Annotated in this window: 24 protein-coding genes; 3 read left to right on the top strand and 21 right to left on the bottom strand. The window is 43.0% G+C overall.

Annotated features, from left to right (window positions below; genetic code table 11):
• Nucleotides 1–75: 75 nt before the first annotated feature.
• Nucleotides 76–690 carry a TetR/AcrR family transcriptional regulator gene (locus AC58QM_RS11055; RefSeq protein ID WP_497283850.1) on the top strand — a complete coding sequence of 205 codons (615 nt, stop codon included), beginning with the start codon at nucleotides 76–78 and terminating at the stop codon, nucleotides 688–690.
• A 7-nt stretch (nucleotides 691–697) separates the two neighbouring features.
• Here AC58QM_RS11055 and AC58QM_RS11050 read toward each other — a convergent pair whose 3' ends face one another.
• The 4 genes from AC58QM_RS11050 to AC58QM_RS11035 all read right to left on the bottom strand — a co-directional run bounded on the left by AC58QM_RS11050 (nucleotide 698) and on the right by AC58QM_RS11035 (nucleotide 5,457).
• Nucleotides 698–1,855, bottom strand: a complete 1,158-nt coding sequence (locus AC58QM_RS11050; RefSeq protein WP_497283848.1) for a Ger(x)C family spore germination protein — start codon at nucleotides 1,853–1,855, stop codon at nucleotides 698–700.
• Nucleotides 1,839–3,332, bottom strand: coding sequence for a spore germination protein (locus tag AC58QM_RS11045; protein ID WP_497283846.1), 1,494 nt, complete (start codon nucleotides 3,330–3,332; stop codon nucleotides 1,839–1,841). Before AC58QM_RS11045 ends, AC58QM_RS11050 begins: the two co-directional genes overlap by 17 nt.
• Nucleotides 3,333–4,427, bottom strand: a complete 1,095-nt coding sequence (locus AC58QM_RS11040; protein WP_497284451.1) for an endospore germination permease — start codon at nucleotides 4,425–4,427, stop codon at nucleotides 3,333–3,335. It lies immediately after the preceding gene.
• 199 nt (nucleotides 4,428–4,626) lie between these two features.
• Nucleotides 4,627–5,457 (bottom strand): phytanoyl-CoA dioxygenase family protein, encoded by an 831-nt coding sequence (locus AC58QM_RS11035; protein WP_497283845.1) that lies wholly within the window; start codon nucleotides 5,455–5,457, stop codon nucleotides 4,627–4,629.
• 144 nt (nucleotides 5,458–5,601) lie between these two features.
• Between AC58QM_RS11035 and AC58QM_RS11030 the strand changes: the two genes are divergently transcribed.
• Nucleotides 5,602–6,423, top strand: a complete 822-nt coding sequence (locus tag AC58QM_RS11030) for a helix-turn-helix domain-containing protein (RefSeq protein ID WP_497283843.1) — start codon at nucleotides 5,602–5,604, stop codon at nucleotides 6,421–6,423.
• A 12-nt stretch (nucleotides 6,424–6,435) separates the two neighbouring features.
• Here AC58QM_RS11030 and AC58QM_RS11025 read toward each other — a convergent pair whose 3' ends face one another.
• From AC58QM_RS11025 to AC58QM_RS10970, 12 genes are all read right to left on the bottom strand, one after another.
• Complete coding sequence (locus AC58QM_RS11025; RefSeq protein ID WP_497284449.1) at nucleotides 6,436–8,097, bottom strand: helix-turn-helix domain-containing protein; 1,662 nt, start codon at nucleotides 8,095–8,097, stop codon at nucleotides 6,436–6,438.
• Nucleotides 8,098–8,145: 48 nt separating this feature from the next.
• The gene (locus tag AC58QM_RS11020; protein WP_497283842.1) at nucleotides 8,146–9,042 is read right to left on the bottom strand and encodes a carbohydrate ABC transporter permease; all 897 of its coding nucleotides are present in this window, start codon (nucleotides 9,040–9,042) and stop codon (nucleotides 8,146–8,148) included.
• A gap of 1 nt (nucleotide 9,043) precedes the next feature.
• On the bottom strand, nucleotides 9,044–9,925 hold the full coding sequence (locus AC58QM_RS11015; protein ID WP_497283840.1) for a carbohydrate ABC transporter permease: 882 nt from the start codon (nucleotides 9,923–9,925) through the stop codon (nucleotides 9,044–9,046).
• Between the two features lie 68 nt (nucleotides 9,926–9,993).
• The gene (locus AC58QM_RS11010; RefSeq protein WP_497283838.1) at nucleotides 9,994–11,310 is read right to left on the bottom strand and encodes an ABC transporter substrate-binding protein; all 1,317 of its coding nucleotides are present in this window, start codon (nucleotides 11,308–11,310) and stop codon (nucleotides 9,994–9,996) included.
• A gap of 127 nt (nucleotides 11,311–11,437) precedes the next feature.
• Nucleotides 11,438–13,234, bottom strand: coding sequence for a sensor histidine kinase (locus tag AC58QM_RS11005; protein WP_497283836.1), 1,797 nt, complete (start codon nucleotides 13,232–13,234; stop codon nucleotides 11,438–11,440).
• Nucleotides 13,235–13,861: 627 nt separating this feature from the next.
• Nucleotides 13,862–14,077, bottom strand: a complete 216-nt coding sequence (locus tag AC58QM_RS11000) for a hypothetical protein (protein ID WP_497283835.1) — start codon at nucleotides 14,075–14,077, stop codon at nucleotides 13,862–13,864.
• Nucleotides 14,078–14,090: 13 nt separating this feature from the next.
• Nucleotides 14,091–14,264, bottom strand: a complete 174-nt coding sequence (locus AC58QM_RS10995) for a hypothetical protein (protein ID WP_497283833.1) — start codon at nucleotides 14,262–14,264, stop codon at nucleotides 14,091–14,093.
• A gap of 166 nt (nucleotides 14,265–14,430) precedes the next feature.
• Nucleotides 14,431–14,958: a dihydrofolate reductase family protein gene (locus AC58QM_RS10990; protein ID WP_497283831.1), complete on the bottom strand. Its 528-nt coding sequence runs from the start codon at nucleotides 14,956–14,958 to the stop codon at nucleotides 14,431–14,433.
• Between the two features lie 89 nt (nucleotides 14,959–15,047).
• Nucleotides 15,048–15,278: a hypothetical protein gene (locus tag AC58QM_RS10985; protein WP_497283830.1), complete on the bottom strand. Its 231-nt coding sequence runs from the start codon at nucleotides 15,276–15,278 to the stop codon at nucleotides 15,048–15,050.
• 57 nt (nucleotides 15,279–15,335) lie between these two features.
• Nucleotides 15,336–16,184 (bottom strand): GNAT family N-acetyltransferase, encoded by an 849-nt coding sequence (locus AC58QM_RS10980; protein ID WP_497283829.1) that lies wholly within the window; start codon nucleotides 16,182–16,184, stop codon nucleotides 15,336–15,338.
• 32 nt (nucleotides 16,185–16,216) lie between these two features.
• Entirely contained in the window at nucleotides 16,217–16,642 is a 426-nt protein-coding gene (locus AC58QM_RS10975) for an NUDIX hydrolase (RefSeq protein WP_497283827.1), read from the bottom strand.
• Nucleotides 16,643–16,665: 23 nt separating this feature from the next.
• Entirely contained in the window at nucleotides 16,666–17,541 is an 876-nt protein-coding gene (locus AC58QM_RS10970; RefSeq protein WP_497283826.1) for a DUF4846 domain-containing protein, read from the bottom strand.
• A 224-nt stretch (nucleotides 17,542–17,765) separates the two neighbouring features.
• Between AC58QM_RS10970 and AC58QM_RS10965 the strand changes: the two genes are divergently transcribed.
• Complete coding sequence (locus tag AC58QM_RS10965) at nucleotides 17,766–17,900, top strand: hypothetical protein (RefSeq protein WP_497283824.1); 135 nt, start codon at nucleotides 17,766–17,768, stop codon at nucleotides 17,898–17,900.
• A gap of 114 nt (nucleotides 17,901–18,014) precedes the next feature.
• Here AC58QM_RS10965 and AC58QM_RS10960 read toward each other — a convergent pair whose 3' ends face one another.
• The 5 genes from AC58QM_RS10960 to AC58QM_RS10940 all read right to left on the bottom strand — a co-directional run bounded on the left by AC58QM_RS10960 (nucleotide 18,015) and on the right by AC58QM_RS10940 (nucleotide 22,223).
• A complete protein-coding gene (locus tag AC58QM_RS10960) occupies nucleotides 18,015–19,259 on the bottom strand; it encodes an MFS transporter (protein ID WP_497283823.1) in 1,245 nt (414 codons plus the stop codon).
• Between the two features lie 155 nt (nucleotides 19,260–19,414).
• Complete coding sequence (locus AC58QM_RS10955) at nucleotides 19,415–19,888, bottom strand: MarR family transcriptional regulator (protein WP_497283821.1); 474 nt, start codon at nucleotides 19,886–19,888, stop codon at nucleotides 19,415–19,417.
• Nucleotides 19,889–19,931: 43 nt separating this feature from the next.
• Nucleotides 19,932–20,327, bottom strand: a complete 396-nt coding sequence (locus AC58QM_RS10950; RefSeq protein WP_497283819.1) for a (R)-mandelonitrile lyase — start codon at nucleotides 20,325–20,327, stop codon at nucleotides 19,932–19,934.
• A 178-nt stretch (nucleotides 20,328–20,505) separates the two neighbouring features.
• A complete protein-coding gene (locus AC58QM_RS10945) occupies nucleotides 20,506–21,270 on the bottom strand; it encodes an SDR family NAD(P)-dependent oxidoreductase (protein ID WP_497283817.1) in 765 nt (254 codons plus the stop codon).
• 143 nt (nucleotides 21,271–21,413) lie between these two features.
• Nucleotides 21,414–22,223, bottom strand: a complete 810-nt coding sequence (locus AC58QM_RS10940) for an aminoglycoside adenylyltransferase domain-containing protein (RefSeq protein WP_497283815.1) — start codon at nucleotides 22,221–22,223, stop codon at nucleotides 21,414–21,416.
• Nucleotides 22,224–22,227 lie beyond the last annotated feature (4 nt).

The following is a 22,227-nucleotide window of genomic DNA, read 5'->3' as shown; positions in this document are numbered from 1 at the left end:
AAAGTCGCTTATCCGACTGCCGTTTAAAGGGTGTTCATTAGTTCACAAAATAGGTTGCCGGAGAGGCGGAAGAACATGCAAGTCAAGACGGATCCTAGAATCATTCGAACAAAAATATTGCTTAGAAATGCCTTAATCGACTTAATAGAAGAAAAAGGCTTCGAAAGCATTACCATCCGGGATTTAATGCAGAAAGCCGGTTTAAATCGGGGTACTTTTTATTTGCACTACTGCGATAAATACGATCTACTGGAACAGAGCAAAAAGGATATGCTCAACAACATTCTAGAAATCGTCAAGAACATTGACCCTATTCAAATAACCCAGTATGCCGCACGTAACGAGCCTCATCCGATTTTCACGGAGTTGTTCGTTTTTTTCACCATGCATGCGGTATTTTTCAGAGTTCTCTTGGGTCCTAAAGGCGATGCTGCTTATCCCAGCCAAGTAAAACAGATTATGCAAAAACATCTTTTTGATAAACTGTCTTTGCATCAGGCTGAGCACGTACCGGTGCCGCGAGATTTCATTATTGCTTATTTGGCGTCCGCAAATTTGGGAGTCATTCAGCATTGGTTGGAAAGCGGTATGCAACTTTCTCCCCGAGAGATGGCCTTGCTGATAACCCGCATGACCACCTTTGGTCCCTTACAAACCTTCGGTCTAAAGGGTGACCCCGTCCTTAAATAAGACTAGACTACTCAGGAAGCACTCTGCCTTTATATTTTCCGGTTTGTATAAGTTTCACTTTCACATCAACACTACTTAAGGTATCCTCATCTAACACCAGATGATCTCCGTCATTTAAGCGATGCCATGCTTTGGGATCGTTTCTATAGATTTCTCCGTACAAATTCAACAGATCCGACTGCGTGGCAAGTCCCTTTCGATACGTCGATAGAATTTCATCTCGAATCACTTGTGCGGCTTGTGCTTCCATTTCTTGAATAGAAACATTTTCAACCATTTCTTCAACAGCTCCAGTGGCCTCTACACGAAAGTTAAAACGCGCTTTGTCCTGTTCAATTAACGGCTTTATTTTATGACGAGATTTAGTTAGCATTAACGATGCCTTCGGTTTTTTATTATCGGGAATGACTACAAGGACACGTTTCATTTTCTTATTTAACCATCTTACTCCTCTAAGATCGTCTTCGGAAAACCACCCCGTTATTTGATGTTCTTGCATGGCGAATGCACCGTTTATTTTAAACATGGGCTTCTCTTTTCCATCCTCTTGCCATTCTTCTTTCGAGATGGCTAGTGTTGGAAGAATGATCGTTCTTGCCTTTTCATTTAATTCGGCAATGTTTTTGTAACCATACTGAGGCTGAATAGAGGATCTCTGTCTAAAACTTTCCTCAGGTGTATCCATGATCGAATCCAAGGGTGAAAGGTTAAGCAGTGATTTTTGCGAGAAAATGTCTATGAAGTTTTCTTTTGTACCAAATAGCAAGATATTGTATCTGACTTCATGATAGCGATTAATCGCATCATAGGCCTGTCTGAGTGCAACTTTGTTTTTAAATAGATTTTCCGTACAGACGATCGCTTTGATATGTCCCCAATATATTCTTATTTGCGAAGTCTTATAGATCGAGGTTAAAGCTTCAACAACAGTAACTCCCTCTCCCTTCCCAATCCATATCGGCACATTTTTTCCAATCTCTATTTTATCGCTCCTGGCCACATTCGAAAAATTTAGAATCTGTATATACGATGTAAAATGTCCATCCTTGTAATCAAGCCCAAGGGCCGTCACATAAGCCATATTTTGAATGGTTTTGGAATCCCAACATCCTGACACAATCACAAGTACAGTCAGAACGATATGCAATTTAATGATTACTTTCATGAGGAGCTTCTTCCCCTTGCTTATCAGAATCTAAGGTGTTTAGGTCTTCGGGTCTTTTTTTATATTGGTTCCAAGGAAGTCGCAAAATAGCCCGTCCCATCTCTTTAAACACTGGAGGTGACAGAGGTGACATGTACGGTACTCCGAAGGAACTCAATTGGCACATATAGCCAATAAACAGCACAAAACTAACGATTAACCCAAACATGCCAAAAACGGCAGCAATGAAAAAAAACGCGAACCGGATCATACTAACGACTCCACTTAAATTTTGATTGACTAAAGTCGCCCCGGTCACTACTACAATAGCTCCAACTACGATGACACTTGGGGAAACGAACCCAGCACGAATGGCTGCATCTCCGATAATTAACCCACCAACAACGGTCAATGTCTGGCCGATGGAACTTGGGAGGCGAAGGCCTGCTTCTCTAAAAATCTCCAACAACATAAGCAAAATAAACATTTCAATTTGTCCGGAGAACGGCAGTCCAATACGCGCGGTGGCAATCGTTGACATTAATCGAAAGGGAATCTGATCTGGGTGAAACGAAGTAAGCGCTACCCATGCACCCGGTAATAAGATTGATAAGAGAAAGCTTATCAAGCGAATCAGACGTGCAAACGAAGTATACTGGAAACTGGTATATATATCTTCGGGTGATTTTAGTAAAAGTAAAAAAGTCCCCGGTCCGATTAGAACCTTGGGATTACCGTCGACGATAATAACAAATCTTCCGTTCAGCAAACTGCTGACTACCTTGTCTGGCCGGCCTGTATAATCAAACAAAGGCATCAGTGCGAATGGCTTATCCGCAATATTCTGCTCCAGTTGATTGATGCTTTCAAGTCCATCGACATCTATTTTATTCAGTCTTTTTCGAACTTCCTTCAGCACATCAGGCGAAATGATATCCGTAAAATACAACAAACCAACCTTTGTTTTTGTTCTCCTTCCTAACGTAAAAGCTTCATAGTTGAGAGAATGACTGCGAATACGTTTTCGAACTAAAGCTACATTAACTGTTATATCTTCCACAAATCCATCTTTGGGTCCATTGATGGAGATTTCCGTACTTGATTCCTCGGGAGTACGCTCCGGACGACGAGCTATACTCATTCTCAATAAATGATTCGTCTGTGAGAACAACAGAAGGAGATCACCTTGAAAGATCCATTCGGATATTTGCTCCTGCGAGGCAGTAGATTCTACTGCGATTAGGGGTAATGAAATGAATCCATTCTCGAATTGTATGTCACCTAACCTTTGTTTCCTATAAAAGCTTTCAAGTTCTGGAAGAACGACTTTGGCAATCTGGGAGGAATCGCATAACCCACCACAATAAATGAGAACAACTTCAGCAAAGTTGCCTTCTCCAAATTGATATTCCTGCAAATCAACGTCCGCTGCGTGACGAAATAACGCCTTGATCTTCTGTTTATCCCAACCTTCAATTAGCTCAAGTGTCGTCCCCATTTATACCGCTTCCTCCTTGAACTTCTTGGCAAATAACGAGATCGTTACGCAAAGTATCGATACGAACAAAACAATCCCTAAAGAAATTGGAAAATAAAATCGATACATCCATAAGTAAAGTGTATATTTCTCAAGGGGAATCATGGATAGTGCAATGAAGCTAATTGTAATGCAAAGGAGGAATCGATTACGTTTTTTCGAACTTTTATAAGGCATCATTTCCCCAAGTAAATATTGTGCGAAGCCCACTCGAATAATTGCGCCAGCAAGCCACTGGAATACAGAGAAAAAGTCGACATGCTCGATATTACTGCCCAATTTGACTAATCGCCATTGTTCATATGGGGATTCAGACTGTTTAGCAGCTTCTTCAGGTCCGAATTCACTAAGTGCGCCAATAATGGGGCCAATCGCGATGTATACCATAAGAACTGCAAAAACAACGATTTTCCACACCCGAACACGGGACTTCAGACGATGCTGGATGGCCAAAAACATGATAAGTTCAATAAACCCGCCTCCTGAATAAATCATGCCATGTAAGACGGGCTGCCATCCATACTCCATAACTGGCTTTAGAAGCGTATAGTCTTTCTGCGGGGCATTCGAGAGCGCAACAAAGTACCCAAGGGCAATTACAACGGGTAGCATGATAGCCGAACTTATAGCTATCATGCGTAAACCTGAAATAGCGTAAAAGTGACATGCTATGCACAATACAATTACCAACACAATTTTGGGGGTTAACGGTAAATAAGCGACATTCGTCCAAATTGCGGTATACAGGACAGTCGATAATCCAATTAGAAACAACTGTACACAGATCGGAAATACAATCACCCATGATATGAAACTGTTGGTCTTACTAGCTAACCAAGGCTGCAACTTCTGCTGGCCTGACCTCTTCATAAACACAACAAGAAGAGCACACCAAGGAACTAATAACGCCCCCACCAATAAAACTGAAATCCATGAATCTCTTCGGGATGCTTCGAGAAGTTTTGTGATGACGATTACATGACTCATAAGTCCATTCATAAGCATAAAAATCATGCACATTTGTAAAAAACTGATTTTACCGATTGCCTTATCCATTGCCACATCACCCACCCAAAACAATCATTACGAAACATAATTATATTTCCTTAAAGATCACAATTTATACATTATTGGAATGTTTTGGGATGATCCGCGGGATGTTATTATTTTTGATTTCCCCGGAAATAATTCTTCAAAAAAAAAGAATGGTCTGCCTGTACTAGCAGCCATTCTTTGAGCAAGATATTCTCATTCCTTATTTAGAATGGCCCCTCGGCTTTTTCCCACTCCATCTTTCATCTACCTTCTCATTCGCGGACTGATACCGAGCATCTACACTAATCCGGTACTGGTTCGTCGTATTTTCAAGGGAACAATGCATCAAGAACATGCCAAAGATGAGCACATCTCCTGCCTGAAATTCCGTTGTTGCCCACTTACCGCCAAACTTCTCCGTAATGAACAGCGGATCATCCGTATAGTGGTTAACCCCATCACGATCAGCATCCTTGGAGCCATAGGACGCCTTCAATTTCTCGAAACGGTGTGAACCAAGGCAAATGGCCAGCCCCCCCATTTCATAAGACACATCTCCCAGCGGGGACCATACTGTATACACGTTGTGAGTGCCTCTTCCCATGTAAACGATATCATAATGCGCCCCTGTGAAATCACCTTTCCCAACAGCTCTCAGCCATTTGTAATGGTAGGTTAATGATTGGTCACCCAGAAATTCATCAAAGAAGCGCATAATATGATCGCCATTCAAGACATTCAAGAGGGCAGGTAAATCTTCGTTCGTTCCCCCAAAGAAAATAGTTTTGCTGCCATCCGCCATCACACCATCCTCAAGCTGCGTGTCGCGATTAAGCTTGCCCATCTGTGCCATTTTTTCCAAAATACTCGTACGAGCATCCAACACCTTGTCCCGATCATGAAATCCACGAATGAGTAAGTACCCATCCTCTTCCATTCGATCACGCAATGCTGCCATATCATGAAGAATATCATTTGAGCTTCTAAGTTCCTCTAAATGCTGTCCATGCATCTCTAATTCGCGATTGCCTACTTTCAACATCATCGTCATGTTTATCCACACTCCTAAGTAGTTTCTCACTTGCTTATAGTCTAAGTATAGGGTGCGCCAATGATTTCAACCATGGATTAGCGTTATCATTTCATGTATAATCGTACAATAACGAAGATTGAAATACAGGCAAAGGAGCAAACCATGACCGTTATCAACATTCCCTATGCGTTAGAAAAGAGAGATGTTCCTCTCCCTGTATTTGACTCTATCTGGAAGGTTCATGCCGATAATAGCTATGAAGTATCGAAGAGGAACGGCTTTGATATACCAGGTCTCTTCCTTACTTTTGATGGACAAGGTAGCATTACACTAAATAATCATACGCATGAGTTGGAGAAAAACACCTTTTTCTTCGTGGAAGATGGCATTCCTGCCATGTACAAATGTCTGAATAACGATTGGAAGTTTTATTTTCTGGATTTTAGCCAACTAAACATGACCCGTTATCTACAGCTTCCCGTAATGGAAGTGATCTCTACCGGCAAAATGGCAGAAGCCATGCAATTGTGCGAACGGATGATTGATGGCTTAATTGTTCAGCCTCATGGTTACGAATATGCGTCAAACATTTTATTACAAGAAATTTTACTCTTGTTAACTAGAGAACATTCCTTGGTTGCCCTCTCTCATCACACCGAGCTCAACCAAATCCTCATCTATATCCATCGAAATTTGGACAAACAAATTCGCATTGAAGACCTGCTCAAGCTTAGCGGTTGGTCGCGTACGACCTTTTTCAACCGGTTCCGTGCACTCACAGGCTTGTCTCCAAACGACTACCTCATAAAACTAAAGCTAGCAGCTGCGAGAGTTGCTCTCGAAACCACTAGCTTATCGTTGAAAGAAATTGCAGCTAAGCTGCATTTTTATGATGAGTTTCATTTTTCCAAGCTATTTAAGAAAGCATTCCATCAATCCCCCAGCACGTACCGCAAGCTGAAAATGGGAACTGAGAAGGTATAGAAGACTAGTTCACTATTCGAAAATGCGACTCTCCCGATACAACTTCGGGCTATACCCCGTCGTTTTCTTGAACATTCTGCTGAAATGTTCCACATTCAAGTACCCGACTGTTTCAGCGATATACGTAATTTTATTGCCCTTCTTTTTCATTAAACGTTTCGATTCCTCAATGCGTAAGTTCGTTAAATACTGAATAAAATTACAACCGACTTCTTTGGTAAATTGCTTACTTAAATAGCCTTCGCTAACACCTACCATTTCGCTGATTAACGTGAGGTTGACGTCCTCCGTATAATGGAGATCCAGAAATTGCTTGGCCAGAGTGACGACACTGCTGTAGTTCGCCTCCGTTGTCTTGCCGTGAATGTGTTGAAATAACTGACTGCACATGCGATGAAGCCAAGTTTTTGTTTCCTCCAGTGTCTCCAAACGCTTCATATATTCAAAAGGATGCTGGAGTTCTTCGTCGAGGTCATCCCAACGAATGCCTTTGCGATAAAGCAGTCCTCCAAGCTCCCAAAGTAAATCCTCCAACGCGGTGTGCACATCTTGCGGTCTCCAGCCCCATGTTTGCCCAAGCAGCAGCTCCATCTGCTCAAATTCCTTCGACCATAACTGGGCATTACTTTGCTCTAGCAGCTGCGCAATGCTTGCTCCCGTTGTTTTCAGCGTCACCTGCAGCTTACGGGCATGCTCAATTCCGCTGTCCCCACTGGATTTTCCCAACTCTATGCAGCTTTCCGGATAGAACACCTTATTAAATCCGGCAAAATAACTCATCGAGGCCAAATGGGCCGCTTGTTGATACAAACGGTACCAAGCCTTCATGCCGCTAGCTAGATCGCTAATTCCAATGGAGATGGACACATTGACATATTGATTGAGTCGCGTTTGAATCATAGAGAAAGCCGACTGTACTTTTTCCCGAATCATACTTTCACTTCGAAATGCTGCGAATGAACAAAATAGCACATATTCCGATTGGCCATTCGCATATAAGAGATGCTTCATTGACATGGCGTCCAGAACGGTTTGCACCGACTGCATAATAAACCGTTGGGTTTGACCATCCCTTAAACTTCTCCCCATTCTTCCAGCCTCAGATGAGCCTTGCGAAATGGTAATAACGGCAACCAGTTGATTCGATTCTTCGAGCCACTCCGTGATACAAGCCCCTGCAGCAGCATACGCCGATTCATTCTGCTGTGGATTAATAGAGATGAGCTGCCGAAGGATTTCACTCCTCCGGTCAATCTCTTCATCCGGACGTTCAACAACAGGCGTTGACGTCTCCCGTGTTTGAAGCTCATTGAGCGCCTTCAAAATAACAGGAACCAGGTGTTCCTCATCCATATCCGACTTCACAATAAAATCAATGGCGCCAAGCACGAAAGCTTCTCTGACATAGCTATAATCGCTGTAGGCACTTAGCATGATGGCGACAGGTCTTCGCTTCTGTACAATTGCCGGATGGGCTCGCAGCAACTCAATGCCGCTCAGTCTAGGCATCTCAATATCAAGCAGCATCAGATCGATATCACCGTGCTGCTCTAGAATAGCAAGTGCTTCCAACCCATCGTCAGCTTCAATAACAACCTGGATGCCCATGCTATCCCAGTCGATCATATGTAGAAGCGCTAGACGAACAAGCGGTTCATCGTCGACAATCATCATTTTAAACAACCTGTCCATCCCCCATCTGTGAAGTTAATTCCTTCGTATTTATCCTTTCACCGCGCCTTCCATAAGACCTTTAAAAATATACCGCTGAAAAACGATATAGAAGATGGCACTCGGCAATAAAACGATAATAATACCTGCACAGAGCATAGACAAGTCCGAACTGCGCGTACTCACGAATGAAGTTAAGGAAGTCGCCAACGTCGCCAGCTTCTTGTCTGGCATATATAACTGCTGAACGAAAATATCATTCATGATCGTGACACTTTTTAAAATCGCCAGTGTTGCCGTGGCAGGCAACAGCAGTGGGAATATGATCGAACGGAAGATTCGAACATAAGAAGCGCCGTCCAGCATAGCACTCTCATCAAGCTGAACCGAAATCTTTTCGAGAAATTGCATGTAAATGTAAATCTGCATAATATCCGTACCAATATAAATAAGAAGTGGTGCCCCAAGCGTATTATAAACGCCGAGTGTATGCAGGAGTTGAAAGCGAGCAATTTCTGTCGTGTAAGCCGGAATGATCATCGACATCATAAAAAGGAGAAGTATCCACTTTTTCATGCGGAACTGAAACCGATTGAGCACAAATGCCGTCATCGTCCCGAGCAGCATATTGCCAAGCATACTTAACACAACCAGCAGAATCGAGTTCCCAAGTCCGCGAATCATGTTGCCTTCTTTCAAAGCACTCACGTAATTGTCGATATGAAGAAAGCTCTTCGGAAGCGAAAATGGCGACGTTTCGGCAAGCTCCAAATTCGTTTTAAACGAACCAAATACAACGAGTAAAATCGGTACGAAAATCAGGATAGCCATGAGCGTAAAAAGCACATAGTACACGATATTCGCTACTATACGTTGCTTGCCCATCGATCGCGTACGGCTTGGCAACGGCTGCTTACTCATTTGATCAAACGATAGTGCACGTTCCATGTTAAGCCCCACTCCTGTCTTTCACGATCCATGCTTGCAACGATGAAAAAACGATAATCATGAGCAAGAGAATAACTGCCATCGCTGAGGCCAGACCGTAATTGTTGTAAGTAAATGCCGTTTGGAGTGAAAAGAGTCCAAATGTACTGCTCGCACTGCCAGGACCACCGTTCGTCATAACAAGCGGAATGTCATACTGAAGAAGGGCTCCAGACACATTCATGAATAATATAATCTCGATCACACGTCGGATGCCTGGGAGCGTTACATACCTTTGCTGCTGCCAAAAATTCGCACCATCAATTTCTGCCGCTTCATACAGGTCTTTCGGTATCGATTGCAGTCCTGCTAGAAACAACACGATATGCACGCCGCTGTACCGCCATAAAGAAACAACGACTAACGAATAATTCACAATTTTCGCATCGCTCAGCCAGCTTTGGATCCAGGATTCAAGTCCCACCGCTTTCAAAAGCTCATTCAACGGACCATTGATCGGATTATAAATGTAGCTGAACATATACGCCACTGCGATACCATTGATAATGTAAGGCATCAAAACCGAGAAGCGGAAAAACGCACTCCCACGCAGTGCTCTGGTCAAGAGAACAGCCATGATGATTTCAAGCGGAATGGCAATGGCATGTAAAATAAAATAAGTGACGTTGTTTCGAATGGCATGCCAAGCTTCAGGAAAATCAAACAGCATTTGCTTATAATTGTTAAAGCCAATGTACTTAAAACTCGGGCTATATCCATCCCAACTCGTAAAGCTGTAGCGAAATAACTGCAAAGTCGGATAGATCAGAAACAAAAGTAAGAGCGCCACAGGTACGAATAAAAACGAAATGATGACGACTTTTTGCTGCATGCGATAATTCATGTAATCACTCCTGTATACAAGAGAGGGCACTATTCCAATCGCTCAGATAGTCCCCTCTATTTAATTACCTATTTGTTCGATTCAACTGCTTTCTTCCACTTGTTATTCAGTTCTTTCTCCAAGGTGTCAATCGGTTTGCCAGAGTAAATTTCTTGTGCAGCTTTTTTGAAATCAAATTGTGCCGCACCACTTACTTTAGCAAAGCCTTCATCTGTTGCTGAGTAGATAAATGGTTTAAACGGATACTTTTCCGTCCATTTATTAAAGAAAGGAAGGTCTGTGCTGACGCCATTAATCGTTGAGAACTGTTGCGCCATATTAATAAAGCCCTGATACACATCTTTACTGAACATCCAGTCGAAGAATGCTTTCGCCTCTTCTACGTTTTTACTGTTTTTGTTAATGCCGACATTCATATCCGATACCGTCATGGACGTTAACGGCTCGCTCTCTGTGTTGCGGAAAGGAAGCGGGAATACGCCAAGATCTTCATCTGTTTTCACTCTATTCGCATAGTCACCGTAGTACCATTGACCCGCTGCGATCATTGCTGCTTTTTTTGATTCAAATAACTGTGTGGATTGATCAAAAGATATGGATAGCGCATCAGGTCCTGCCAACTTCTTCGTTGCCATTTCTTTGATGATTTTCCCTGCTTTATCAAATGTGCTGCCATCTCCGAACGGCTCTGGTGTCTTCGCCAAATTTGCTAAGTAATTCTCATCCCCAGATAGGATGTGCGGGCCAAACTCCATGAATGGATAGAATGTCCAGTCTTCCTTACCGCCGATGGCGATTGGTGTATATTTACCATTCGTTTTAATTTTCTCCATCGTGGACAAGAACTCAGGCATCGTTTTCGGCACTTCCAAGTTCAGTTCTTTGAAAACACTTGGGTGGAAGTAGACAAATTCCGAGAAAGAAACGAGCGGTGCGCCTAAGATTTTGCCATCAATTTTCGCTGGAAACTTATTATTCTTGGCCCCTGCTAAGTCATCGAGTGGAAGAAGGGATTGCTTGTAAATTTGCATATGCGCAGGCTTGAGGTACATCAGATCAGGCAAATCATTAGCAGCTAATCGTACTTTCAAGTATTGACCGCCGTTATCCGGCACCATCTCAATATCTACGGTCACGTTCGGCTTTAGCTTCGTGTATTCCTTCACTTTGTCTGTCCAGAACTTAAGATCTCCTTTGGCATCCCACATCGCAAGTTTTAACTTAACGGGATCCGCTGGTTTTGGCGTCGCTGCTGCCGCTTTCGTTTCGGCTGGTTTGACGGAAGCTGCTGCTGGTGCTGCCGTTTCTTTCGAGCATCCTGTCAATGCACTCAGCATAACAAGTCCGCCCACTAGCACCGTGCTTACGAATTTACTTTTCCCCATTCTTGAAACCCCTCCAATGAATGTTTCTTTAATTCGGTTGGTTGTTTAACCTGTCTTTATCATACACGGGATGGAAACGCATCCAAATGATCTTTTCGGCTATGAAGTTGATCTTTTATGAACTGCGTTAAGCTTCCAACTGAAGTGGTCGCTCCTCTTCCTGATCACGATGAATAATCGGGATTTTCATTGACACTTTCGTTCCTTTAGGTTCATTCGCAGTCAAAATAATACCGTAATCCTCGCCATGGTGCAGCTGAATTCGGTGATGGACATTGGCGACGCCCATGCCTGAAAACGTATGCGGACTACGCCTTGTACGGAACTCCTCGAGCTGCTCTTCTGTCATTCCTTCTCCATTATCGGAGATCACAATGTACAGACTGCCTTCGTGAACACGTGCTTGGATGACGATTTTCCCACGAGTTTCTTTGCCCGCCATACCGTGTACAATGCTATTTTCCAAAATGGGTTGAATGAGCAGCTTAAGCAAATATTTCGTTTCAGTTTGTGGGTCGATGTCCCATTCCACTTCAAATTTGTTGCCGTAACGAATTTCCATGATGTATAGGTAATGCTTTAAATTAGCGATTTCATCGGAAAAACGGATAAGTACGCCGCCCCGGTTAAACGAGGACGATACGAGACGCATCAGTGCATTGGTCATGTTCCGGATGTTGTCCACTTTACTGATCAGCGCCATCAGCTTAATGGCATTCAATGTATTAATAAGAAAGTGCGGATTAATTTGCGACTGCAAAGCCGCGAACTCTGCTTTCCGCTTCGCTTGCTCTTGTTCCTCTCGCTGCCTTAGAAGCAGCTTAATTTGATCCAGCATATGATTGAACGTTCTGCCTAGCGCTGCCATTTCCGCAATTTTAGAAGTCCCAATCTTGGCGTTTAGCTCCCCTTCCATCACAAGGGACATTTTACGGACTAAGACGTGAATAGGCCTCGTCAAGCTATGAACTAAATAAAAGGAAATTAACAAAAATACAATGATAACCGCAATGGTTGCGAATAGGACAAACTTAAAAATACGTTCATAATTGGCTGTTACTTTACTGTAAGGGATCTCTTGAATTGCTTTCCAGCCTGTTTCTCCAACGCTCGCATAGGTCACCATCATCTTGCGATCGCTCACCTGATCGATAAAATGGCCCTCACGCGCACTTCTGATCTGCTCAAGTTTGGCTGGTGTTAAGCTCGATTGCTCCCAATTGTAACTGGCTGTGACAACTTGACCTTCCTTGCTCACAATGACATAAGTGGAATCATCGTTGGGCTGCTGTCGCAAGATTTTATCAAACGCTTCTTCATTCAGTGAAAAATAAATCATCTCGACATTACTAAGCGTATGGTAGTCACTGGGAGCGATCGCAGCTGTCACCGCTAACGGCTCACTCACTCCGTATAGAAGCGTTTCCTGAAGACTAAGAAACTGCACACTATCTTTGTGCTGAAGCAAGTTCTGATACCATGACGCTGAACGTAGTTCCTGCTCATCCTTGATCAAGTTCTGCTTAAACGAATACACGCCGCCATCTTTATAAAAAAAGTGGATCGCCAACAGCTGGCTGGACATCGAGTAGGTGTATCTGCTGAGCGCAAGAGTTAGATCGTTGATATACTTAAAGCGGTTGCTTTCATCCGCTTGAATCAAGGATGTGACCGTTGATAACACATCGCGATCGACACCGACGGCAGCTGCAGCGTATTCGATTTTACCGATCTCTTGCTGAGCTGAATAAGTAACAGCATGGAGAGTTTGCAGGGTCCGCTCCGTTGTCTGCTGCAATAAATCGCGTTTATATACTTGAAGAATCATGGTAGATATCGTCGCGATCGGAAAGACAACCATGACGACTAACAAGATATGGAGAGTCACTGAAAACGACCATGGCTTCGTAAATAACTTCAACACCTTCACCCCGTAATTTCTATAATACGAAATAAGACTTCGTAGACATACATTCTGTCTATTTAGGGCGATGTCCTTTAATTGGCTGAACGATAAAATCTCCCTATAACCCAGCAGTATTCATCTTCGCGTGTAAAACAACATTCCTTGCAAGCGTTTGCAAGCCAGCGAATGACAAAATCACTTCCATCTCTAAGCAAATTATAGCTATTCTCATGACGCAATTTCATGATCTTTTTGGTTGTCCACATGATGATTTTGGCTCTATCCGTTTTGATACCATGTCATGCACCCTATGTTCAGATATCGATAATGGCAAGTTTGAGGTTGGTTTGCTCGAATCTGACCTGCATTCATGATTAGATGGATAACATACATCTATTTTAGATGAAATTTGAAGAAACGAGCAAATCGGAGGAATTTAACTACAGAAAATACAGTTAATCCATCGGATTCGAGAAATCCGCTTCAAATAGATGGAGAAAATCCAGTTAGGATGCGGGAAGCAGAGGAAGCAGGTTCATTACTCCTAGGTCATTAACGAAAGAAGAGGCTGTTTCAAAAAGTCTACATTGACTTTTTTGAACAGCCTCTTCATGTGCAGCTTTATGCCTCTCCCCAACAGCCGGTTCAAAACAATGGAACCCTGTATTTATCCCCTTTTTCTGAATAGAGAATAGCTTCTGAGCTATACAAATCAACTTGGATAAGAGGGGTTTGAATGTTCCCTAACGTCAGTTTATTGCTCTTTAACGCATGGAGCAAAGAAGGTATGTGTTTATGATCAGTACCGATTAAGTTCACGTTCACCGTTTCTTGATTGAATAGGATATTGGTTTGATTCATTGGTTGTTCCTCCTTATCGATAATGATTGCTTGGCGTGGAGCTATGTGGCAAACTTCCTGAATGCTCAAGTCGAGATCCTTGATTCTCACGTTTCGTATACGTTTCGTCCAACAGCTTTTTAAAATCAACCCAACGATCCACTTTACTTAAGCTTGCAAGTTTTAAAGAGTCCAATAATATGCCCATTTCATATCCACTCCTTTTTAAAAACAAAAATAGCATGGATTCAAAAGATCCATGCTTCCGGGTGACCAGTCAGCTAATTACTTAATTCCGATTAATTCAATGTGTTTTATATGTTATAAATTAACATGGTTTCGCTTGATTGTCAACCAAGGTTCTAAGTTTCTTTCTATTTGGTTACATAATGCAGCTGCACAAATTGCCCGAAGCGCGTAACTTGATTTAAGTTCAATGTTGTCTCCGGATTGCCAGCTTTAAAGAGAGGAATTCCTTTACCCAATACAATGGGTACGATTGAAACGATCCATTCGTCGATGAGTTTTGATTTGATCAGCTCGTCCGCCAATCCCGCTCCTCCGACAAGCCAAATATCCGATCCTTCAGTATGCTTAAGTCGCTGTACAAAAGTTGTTGGATCTTCTTGTACGAACGTGACACTTGAATCATCACGACTCTCCGTTCGCGAAAACACATAACTTGTCTTGTCTGCATGGGGATAACTTTCTACCATTGTCAGTAAATGATCGTATGTAGCTTTGCCCATCAGAATCGTGTCTGTCGTATCGTAAAAGGCCGAAAACCCGTTGTCTCCCTCGCCTTCAACAGCGAACATCCAGTCTAGATTGCCGTCTTCTCTGGCTATGAAACCGTCCAGACTCATCGCGATAAAAAAGACTAATTTTCTTGATGTCGACACTTTAATCACTCCGATCCGTAAGGTTTGATTGCACTCTCTTATGCTTAATAAGTATACCGTAATTCAAGTATGATTAAACCGACTTCTCCCTAAATCAATCTCTTCATGCCGCGCAACCATTCATAAAAACCATCATCGAAGAAGAGATCCGGGATGTACGTCTGCGTATAATTGCAATTAGGGCAAAGAAGAACCAACCCTTGTTCAAGAATCTTTGGATATAATTTCTCGTGTTTACTATTAAGTCCGCACATAAGAGGTTGCACGCCATCTGCCTGCTGGTAATCTTTAATCCGTTGCTTAACATCCTCTTGGTTCATTTTTATCCCCTTTTATTTGTTTAATTCAAAATGATTCTAAGCTATCTAAAGTCACATTCATAGTGTTTTCTGCAAAAATTCCGTTATGTACTTTTCTTTAAAGCCAAGGCTATCATACAGACTTCTGGCATAATTCCCGGAAACACACCAGAGATCCACTTTGTCATGGCCGCGTTGATAGATTTCATTGCATAAAAAGATAACAAATCTTCTACCAATCCCAAGCCCCTGAAAGTCAGTACGAACAGAAATACTACTGAGTACATGACCAGAAAGGTGGCTATAAGCGACGATTTCTCCGTTAATTTCGTATACAAAACGGTCTACCGCATCCTCATTCCATGCTTTTCGTTCTTTTTCACTCGGCTGGGCAATGACTGAATCAGGAAAGCGCCCGACACGAACACGCATATCGTGAAACGCTTTGGCATACAGCGACTGACTGGTCGAATAGTCATCGTCTAAGTACTGCCTCACTGGAAGCTTCTCCTGAGGAAAGGGATCGCCAGTTCGCTGCATAAAAGTCGACGAAAAGTAATTATCATAACCGAGCTTGCGCGCAAACGTAAGAGATGAGTGATGACCACTCCGGTAGGAACTCCTAACTTTTTGGGCTCCACCCTCCCGCAATATCGTTTCGGCATACTTTATCGTAGCAGAACCGATTCCTTGTCTACGAAACTCCGGAGCAACAAACACAGTTAAATAAGACTGTGTTGAAGGCTCGTTTACTTGTGCTAAAGCAACAAGCTTATCCTCAACGGATACGGTAATAAATAATTCCGGTTGTTCCGAAAGCAACCGCAGCATATTTTCTCCCGCGTCAACGTCATGGCTTATTAATTCACTTACAACATGATAATCTTTCCCCGTGTAGCGTTCATAACGAATACCCGATATAGTCATCAGTTTTCGATTCCTCCGTTACTTCTGGAACTCTAGCATTCCTTAAGTGGTATGGAAAATTCAACATAAAAAGGATGAAGTTCTTCATTCAAACAATACTCAATTCTTTGTTTAAAATTACCCCAATTCACCATTTCTAAAGCTGTTTCTATTGGAAAGAATCCAACTTCCAAAGACTCAGGGGTCGTTGTTAATTCGCCACCAATTGGTCTGCCTAAAAATAACGTGTTACAAATACTAGCACTTACATTTTGAAATATACCACAAAACTTGGTTACTTCTATATCTATACCGCTCTCTTCTTTTGTTTCCCTTACGGCTGCATCTTTTAATGATTCTCCTTCTTCAACTTGCCCTCCTGGCATTTCCCATCCTCGTTTGGGCCCTTTTATCAATAGGATTTCGTTACGCTCATTCAGAACAATTGTTGCCGCAGAAACGATATGTTTAGGAACCATTTCCCGTCCTCCTCTACCTGATATTACTCTGAGAATCTGTACAGTTGTTCTCTTGTAAACGTCCATTCAGGCGTGTTCAACTTTCCTTCAAAAACAGCGGAATACCAAGGATTCCCCTCCCCGTTATCCTCGTTTTCTAGAACATGGATGTCTTGTGCGGGTGTGTAGCCCTGAGCTAAGATAAAGAGTTTTTCACCCGTCTTGGCGTGTTGAGCCACATCCAATACAACGATTGCATGTCCTGGCGTCCCCCCTTCCAGAAATACATCTCCAGCTTGAATCTCTGACAGCGGCACCTTCTTCATTTCTTTGGACAAGGACAAAGTTCCTGCATACGCAAATACCATGTTCAGATAACTTCGAAACACTTCGTAACTGTCCGAAGCCGCTCCCCGCTTGATCCATGAGACCTTGTTTCCGGAAACTTCAATCCGATTTCCTTTCTTCCATGTTGCATAGTCTGCTTTAAAGCCATTTGTAAAATTGAAGTGAATTTTATCGAAGTTGCCACTCCCATATAAGTATTCGGCACGCAGTCTCATAACTGCATCAGCGCACTGCTGAAGATCCCGCTCCCCTACATCCACATCGAGCACAGCTTCGTAAACCTCTTTCGCCTTAAGCTCTCCATTAAACAAATGTACCTTGGAACCATGGGGCTTTAAAGGTAGATTCCGCAAATAATTCCCATAGGAACCATCCGCTACAGGGACCCTCTCATAACCAGTAGGAACGGCTATCCGTTCCATCACGTTTGTTCCTTCCTTATATATCAATTGTTGTTTTTGGGATTTGTTTCCCGTAACAAGATCAATGACTTTCGTCCGTTCTTCCCCCGCGGCGGAGCAGGAACTAAGTAACAGCGCAGAAAAGGCAGTAATTGTTATCCATGTTTTCATTTTCATCAGCAGCTCCGATCATGTGTTGCTTATCTAAACGTTAGTATTGGAAAATAGTGGGACTAAAAATAGACGATCCTCCGTAACGAATAGTTGCTGCCTGACGTTAGTTCCCTCGATATGGATTATTTTCGCCTTACGTCGAATAATATTCTCTTATATGCATGGATAACAAAGGGGATATAGGAAAACCTATCCCTTACGATCTGGAAGGGGTGAATCATGTGGCAGATGAGAAGACAGTTCCTCAAGAGCAAGATCCTGCACACATCGCAGAAGTTGAGATTAATCATGATTACGATCTGATGCGAGCCTATGCTGAACAATTAAATGGCGAGGTCGATAACGGAGAAGATTAACCGTTCGAATGACTGGAAACTCTTTATACATGCTAAATGTGTCGTTTAGTTTGCTTGAATAAACCCGATCAATTTGATTCGCTCGCCTACGAGTATATCTTATTGTTCGGGTTTTTAGTTATAAGTGCCAACCGTCACCGTTCTCTTATACAAAATAGGTATTGCGGCTGCGATAAGAATCACACCCATAATAGCAGGTGCGGCATGACCGAATGAAACATAAATTCGACCTCCAAGGATGGGTCCAATCATTCTTGCTAAAGCTTGAATCGATTGGCTGCCTCCTTGAATTCTACCTTGTTCACGGGAATCGACTGACTTGGAGAGCATGCCATTGAAGGAAGGCCCAAAAATCGAATCACCAAAACCAAAAATAAACATGCCAGCAATTAATAGAGGATAGAATGAGAACAAAGCAGATAGCCCAATAAGACAGTAACCTACAATCTCCGAAACCATGCCAAGAATAGCGATCTGTTTATCATTCCATTTTATCAAAAGCTTGGGCATGATGAAACCTTGTGACAAGATATCTTGAACGCCCATAATTGAAAACAGTAGTCCGATTAGTACTGGCTTCCAACTGAACGTATCTATTGTAAATTGGGAGAAAACAGCCTGCAGAGATCCATTGGGTATCCAAAGTAAGAATGCCGAGATAAACAGCCATTTTAAATTTTTTATGGAGAGTACATGAACAAGCTGTATAAATGGATTCAGTCTAGCTAAGCTAATCTCTTTCAATCTATCTTTCTTGGGAAGGCTTTCCGGCATATAAAAGAATCCATAAACAACTTTCAATAACGTTATAAGAGCACCAGCATACATGGGTGCAGCATAACCAAACTTGGCAAGAAATCCGCCTACCGTTGGACCAATGACAGTACCTACACCTACAACTGCACTCAACCATCCAAAGTACTTGGTTCTTTGCTCAGGAGGAATGATGTCTGCAAAATAGGCGAAAATCGTACCAATGCTCCCACCTGTTATGCCTTCTATGATGCGACCAGCAAATAGTACCCATAGTGCTCCTCCAATACCAAATACAAAGTACCCGATTGCAGAACCCAGCAGGCATAATAAGAGTATCGGACGACGGCCATATCTGTCACTCCATGCTCCAAGTACGGGAGCCGCAACAAATACGCAAAGGGCATATACAGACGTCAGCAGCGTAACAACAATAGCTTGTTCTCCGGGATTACTTGTATATGGCTGCACGAAGAAGGGGACGACTGGCGCTATGATACTGAAGCCTATTCCGCATAGAAACACAGCGATAAGGCCGAATCGTATAGCGTGTTTATTGGCGATTATTTCTTTGTTCTGTTGATTGTGTGACTTAAATAGGGACATACAAGTTCTCTCCTTCAAAATATTACTTTGATTCCTCGGAAACAAACTCATCCTATCGCAATTTTGTTTCCTTGTCAACAAAATAGGAGCAATAAAAAAGGCAGCACGTTCTCAAGTGAGCCCAGCTGCCTGATTATTATTTTCCTCATTTACATTTATTCCGACTTCTTATCTATACCTAGTTTCTTTATTTCCGAGTCTAAATGACCGCTATACTTGTCAACGAAACGAAGTATACTGTCAAACTGTTCTTCCGTTACCTGCTCAAATACGGCTTTATCCCGCTCTTGAAACTCTTTGTGCAGATCGTCATGAATTTGATTAATGTCTTTCCCCTGCTCCGTAAGTCTGAAATAGATTTCTTTCTTGTTATCTGACTTCTGGTAGCTTTCGATAAGGCCTTTTTCAATGAGTTTTTTCGTTAATTTACTTATAGCACCGCGCGTCATATAAAAGGACTCGGCAAGCTGCGTCACATTGGAATCCGCATGTTTGTGAATGTATTCGATGCAATGAACTTCCGAAGATGTAAACCCTTTAAGACTTTCTTCCATCTTATCTTTATTAAGCCAAACCAACTTATTATATAAGTTCCTGAAACCACTTATGACCTGGTCTTCTTTGTTCATGTCTCGTCCTCCCACCCGCGGGTGCATAAACAATTTTATATATTTAGGGCTCGTACTGCTCGTCACTCACTTGTTCCAACCATTCGACGGCCTTACCGTCAAGTCGTTCTTGAATGGCTGTATGCGTCATTGCCGTGGTAGGAGAAGCTCCATGCCAGTGTTTCTCGCCTGGTGGAAACCAAACCACATCACCGGGGTTAATTTCCTCGATCTGACCACCCCAGCGCTGAACCCTTCCTTTACCCGCCGTTACAATAAGTGTTTGCCCCAATGGATGGGTGTGCCATGCTGTCCGTGCACCTGGCTCGAAGGTCACATTTGCTCCAGCTACGCGGGCAGGATCCGCTGCTTCAAACAGTGGATCGATGCGAACTGTACCGGTAAAATAGTCAGACGAGCCTTTACCTGAAGGCTGGGACCCTACTCTTCTGATTTCCATTTGCTACATTCCTCCATTAGCGTAATGTATTTGTTTTCCGAATAGAATAGTTGAATTCTCTTTGTGATTCCCGTTAATAATAACCTTATTAGCCCTAGGATGACAAATACATCAACCCTCAGAATGAAAAAAAGACGCGAAAATCGCGTCTTTTGATGTTATACCGAATGTTCTACCATTACCAAGCAGAAGCCCCGCCATCGACCATATAGTTGGCTCCTGTAATGTAAGACGCCCGGTCAGAAGCGAGGAACACCGCTAGTTCCACGAGTTCTTCAGGTTGTCCAAAACGCTTGAGCAGCGTTTTTTTCGTTATCTCGTTCCGAGCCTCTTGGTTGTCACCAAGGTCGCGATCGCTCGCAGGAGTCAAGAAAGGTCCCGGACTTATCGCCACCGCACGGATCCCATGGCGAGCACCTTCCAGCGCGAACTGTCGTGTCATGGAGATGACACCAGCCTTCGCTGCGGTGTGTCCGACCATCGGAGGGGTTTCGCCTGCAATTACACCGGCCATAGATGCGACGTTGATGATTACGCCGCCTCCACGCTGAACCAGATGAGGCCATGCGAATTTGGACACAAAGAATGGAATGTCGAGTTCGCCAGCAATTGTTTTTCGCCAGTCTTCAATTGAGAAATCAGGCATAGGACCGAAGTATTGGATGGCCGCGTTGTTGTAAACGACGTCGAGTCCACCGTAAACTGCTACGGCATCCTCAACCATTTTTCGCGCCTGTTCAGGGTCCGTGAGATCAATCGGTGCGATTCCCGTCATTTCACCGCCGGCGCTGCGAACAAGTTCAACCGTCTCATTGTTGGCATTCACATTAATATCAGATCCGACAACTTTTGCACCTTCGCGTGCAAAAGCCAGCGCTGCCGCGCGCCCTAGCCCTCCACCAGTACCAGTAATCAATACAACTTTATTATCAACAATTCCCATGTTTATCTCCTCCTATTAATTATCCTAAAATTATTTAACTTAATATTATAAAATATATAACTATGATAATTATTTGTCAACATACAAATAACACAAAGAAAAGCGTTCACCCCAAAGAGTGAACGCTTCTTTCTTTTAGAACCTTAATTGTTATGCGTGTCATGAGAAGCGACCCAATGCACAAACCGCATTACTTCAGATATGATGAGCGTATCAGGTGAAGTACGATTGTCGGTACGCCACGATCGCGATCGTTCAACTAATGAACGCCATGGCTCGGGAAACGTTTTAAGTGCCCAAATGACAGCATGCGGTTTACTACAGATAACTCCACAATCCAACGTATACATGATTCGACACATCGTCTCTACCACATATGCTTTATGACCAAGGGGACTACGCCAATCAGGATCATCTTGCTGAAAGGCAAAGCTTACCCAATCGCGCATACGCATGGAGACAGCTGAATGAATTTCCTCCCTTGAAATCGGTTCGATGAGCGTTTTTGGGTCCGGACCGATGAGCGTAATTCCGTGCTCGCGTACCGTCCACCGTTCTAAGATCCAATTCGTATGGTGCTCATTCCACCGCAAAAAGCCTCCTCTTTCTATGGTCGGATGCCTTTCCCCTGTACGGAAGCGTCTCAGGGAGTTGTGCTCGATGTACGCCCCTTCCAGTTGCTGAGCATACACATTCGGGATTGTAGCAAGTTGGGTATGCAGCACGTTCAGGACAGCAAACTTCTCATCTGAAACAGGGAATTTGGTTACAGCCAAAAAGTCGATATCGCTTGTAACAGGGTCGAAATCCCCTAAAGCGAGTGAACCTCGCAGATAAACACCAACAAGTTCGTCTCCTATCGCTTCTTGCATGCTATGCAGTAATGTTTGCACCATATCAATCACAGGATTTGGAAGAAGACTTAACTTGACAGAACTATTTAATAAAGACAAGAAC

Source organism: Paenibacillus sp. J22P165, from assembly GCF_059692015.1.
The sequence above is the reverse complement of the archived record's forward strand: the minus strand, read 5'-3'. Positions and strand labels throughout refer to the sequence as shown.

Bases quoted from the DNA above. Each gene is read 5' to 3' on its own strand.
- AC58QM_RS11055 (WP_497283850.1), top strand. From the start codon at position 76: ATGCAAGTCAAGACGGATCCTAGAATCATTCGAACAAAAATATTGCTT.
- AC58QM_RS11050 (WP_497283848.1), bottom strand. From the start codon at position 1,855: ATGAAAGTAATCATTAAATTGCATATCGTTCTGACTGTACTTGTGATT.
- AC58QM_RS11045 (WP_497283846.1), bottom strand. From the start codon at position 3,332: ATGGGGACGACACTTGAGCTAATTGAAGGTTGGGATAAACAGAAGATC.
- AC58QM_RS11040 (WP_497284451.1), bottom strand. From the start codon at position 4,427: ATGGATAAGGCAATCGGTAAAATCAGTTTTTTACAAATGTGCATGATT.
- AC58QM_RS11035 (WP_497283845.1), bottom strand. From the start codon at position 5,457: ATGACGATGATGTTGAAAGTAGGCAATCGCGAATTAGAGATGCATGGA.
- AC58QM_RS11030 (WP_497283843.1), top strand. From the start codon at position 5,602: ATGACCGTTATCAACATTCCCTATGCGTTAGAAAAGAGAGATGTTCCT.
- AC58QM_RS11025 (WP_497284449.1), bottom strand. From the start codon at position 8,097: ATGATGATTGTCGACGATGAACCGCTTGTTCGTCTAGCGCTTCTACAT.
- AC58QM_RS11020 (WP_497283842.1), bottom strand. From the start codon at position 9,042: ATGGAACGTGCACTATCGTTTGATCAAATGAGTAAGCAGCCGTTGCCA.
- AC58QM_RS11015 (WP_497283840.1), bottom strand. From the start codon at position 9,925: ATGAATTATCGCATGCAGCAAAAAGTCGTCATCATTTCGTTTTTATTC.
- AC58QM_RS11010 (WP_497283838.1), bottom strand. From the start codon at position 11,310: ATGGGGAAAAGTAAATTCGTAAGCACGGTGCTAGTGGGCGGACTTGTT.
- AC58QM_RS11000 (WP_497283835.1), bottom strand. From the start codon at position 14,077: ATGAATCAAACCAATATCCTATTCAATCAAGAAACGGTGAACGTGAAC.
- AC58QM_RS10995 (WP_497283833.1), bottom strand. From the start codon at position 14,264: ATGGGCATATTATTGGACTCTTTAAAACTTGCAAGCTTAAGTAAAGTG.
- AC58QM_RS10985 (WP_497283830.1), bottom strand. From the start codon at position 15,278: ATGAACCAAGAGGATGTTAAGCAACGGATTAAAGATTACCAGCAGGCA.
- AC58QM_RS10980 (WP_497283829.1), bottom strand. From the start codon at position 16,184: ATGACTATATCGGGTATTCGTTATGAACGCTACACGGGGAAAGATTAT.
- AC58QM_RS10975 (WP_497283827.1), bottom strand. From the start codon at position 16,642: ATGGTTCCTAAACATATCGTTTCTGCGGCAACAATTGTTCTGAATGAG.
- AC58QM_RS10970 (WP_497283826.1), bottom strand. From the start codon at position 17,541: ATGAAAACATGGATAACAATTACTGCCTTTTCTGCGCTGTTACTTAGT.
- AC58QM_RS10960 (WP_497283823.1), bottom strand. From the start codon at position 19,259: ATGTCCCTATTTAAGTCACACAATCAACAGAACAAAGAAATAATCGCC.
- AC58QM_RS10955 (WP_497283821.1), bottom strand. From the start codon at position 19,888: ATGAACAAAGAAGACCAGGTCATAAGTGGTTTCAGGAACTTATATAAT.
- AC58QM_RS10950 (WP_497283819.1), bottom strand. From the start codon at position 20,327: ATGGAAATCAGAAGAGTAGGGTCCCAGCCTTCAGGTAAAGGCTCGTCT.
- AC58QM_RS10945 (WP_497283817.1), bottom strand. From the start codon at position 21,270: ATGGGAATTGTTGATAATAAAGTTGTATTGATTACTGGTACTGGTGGA.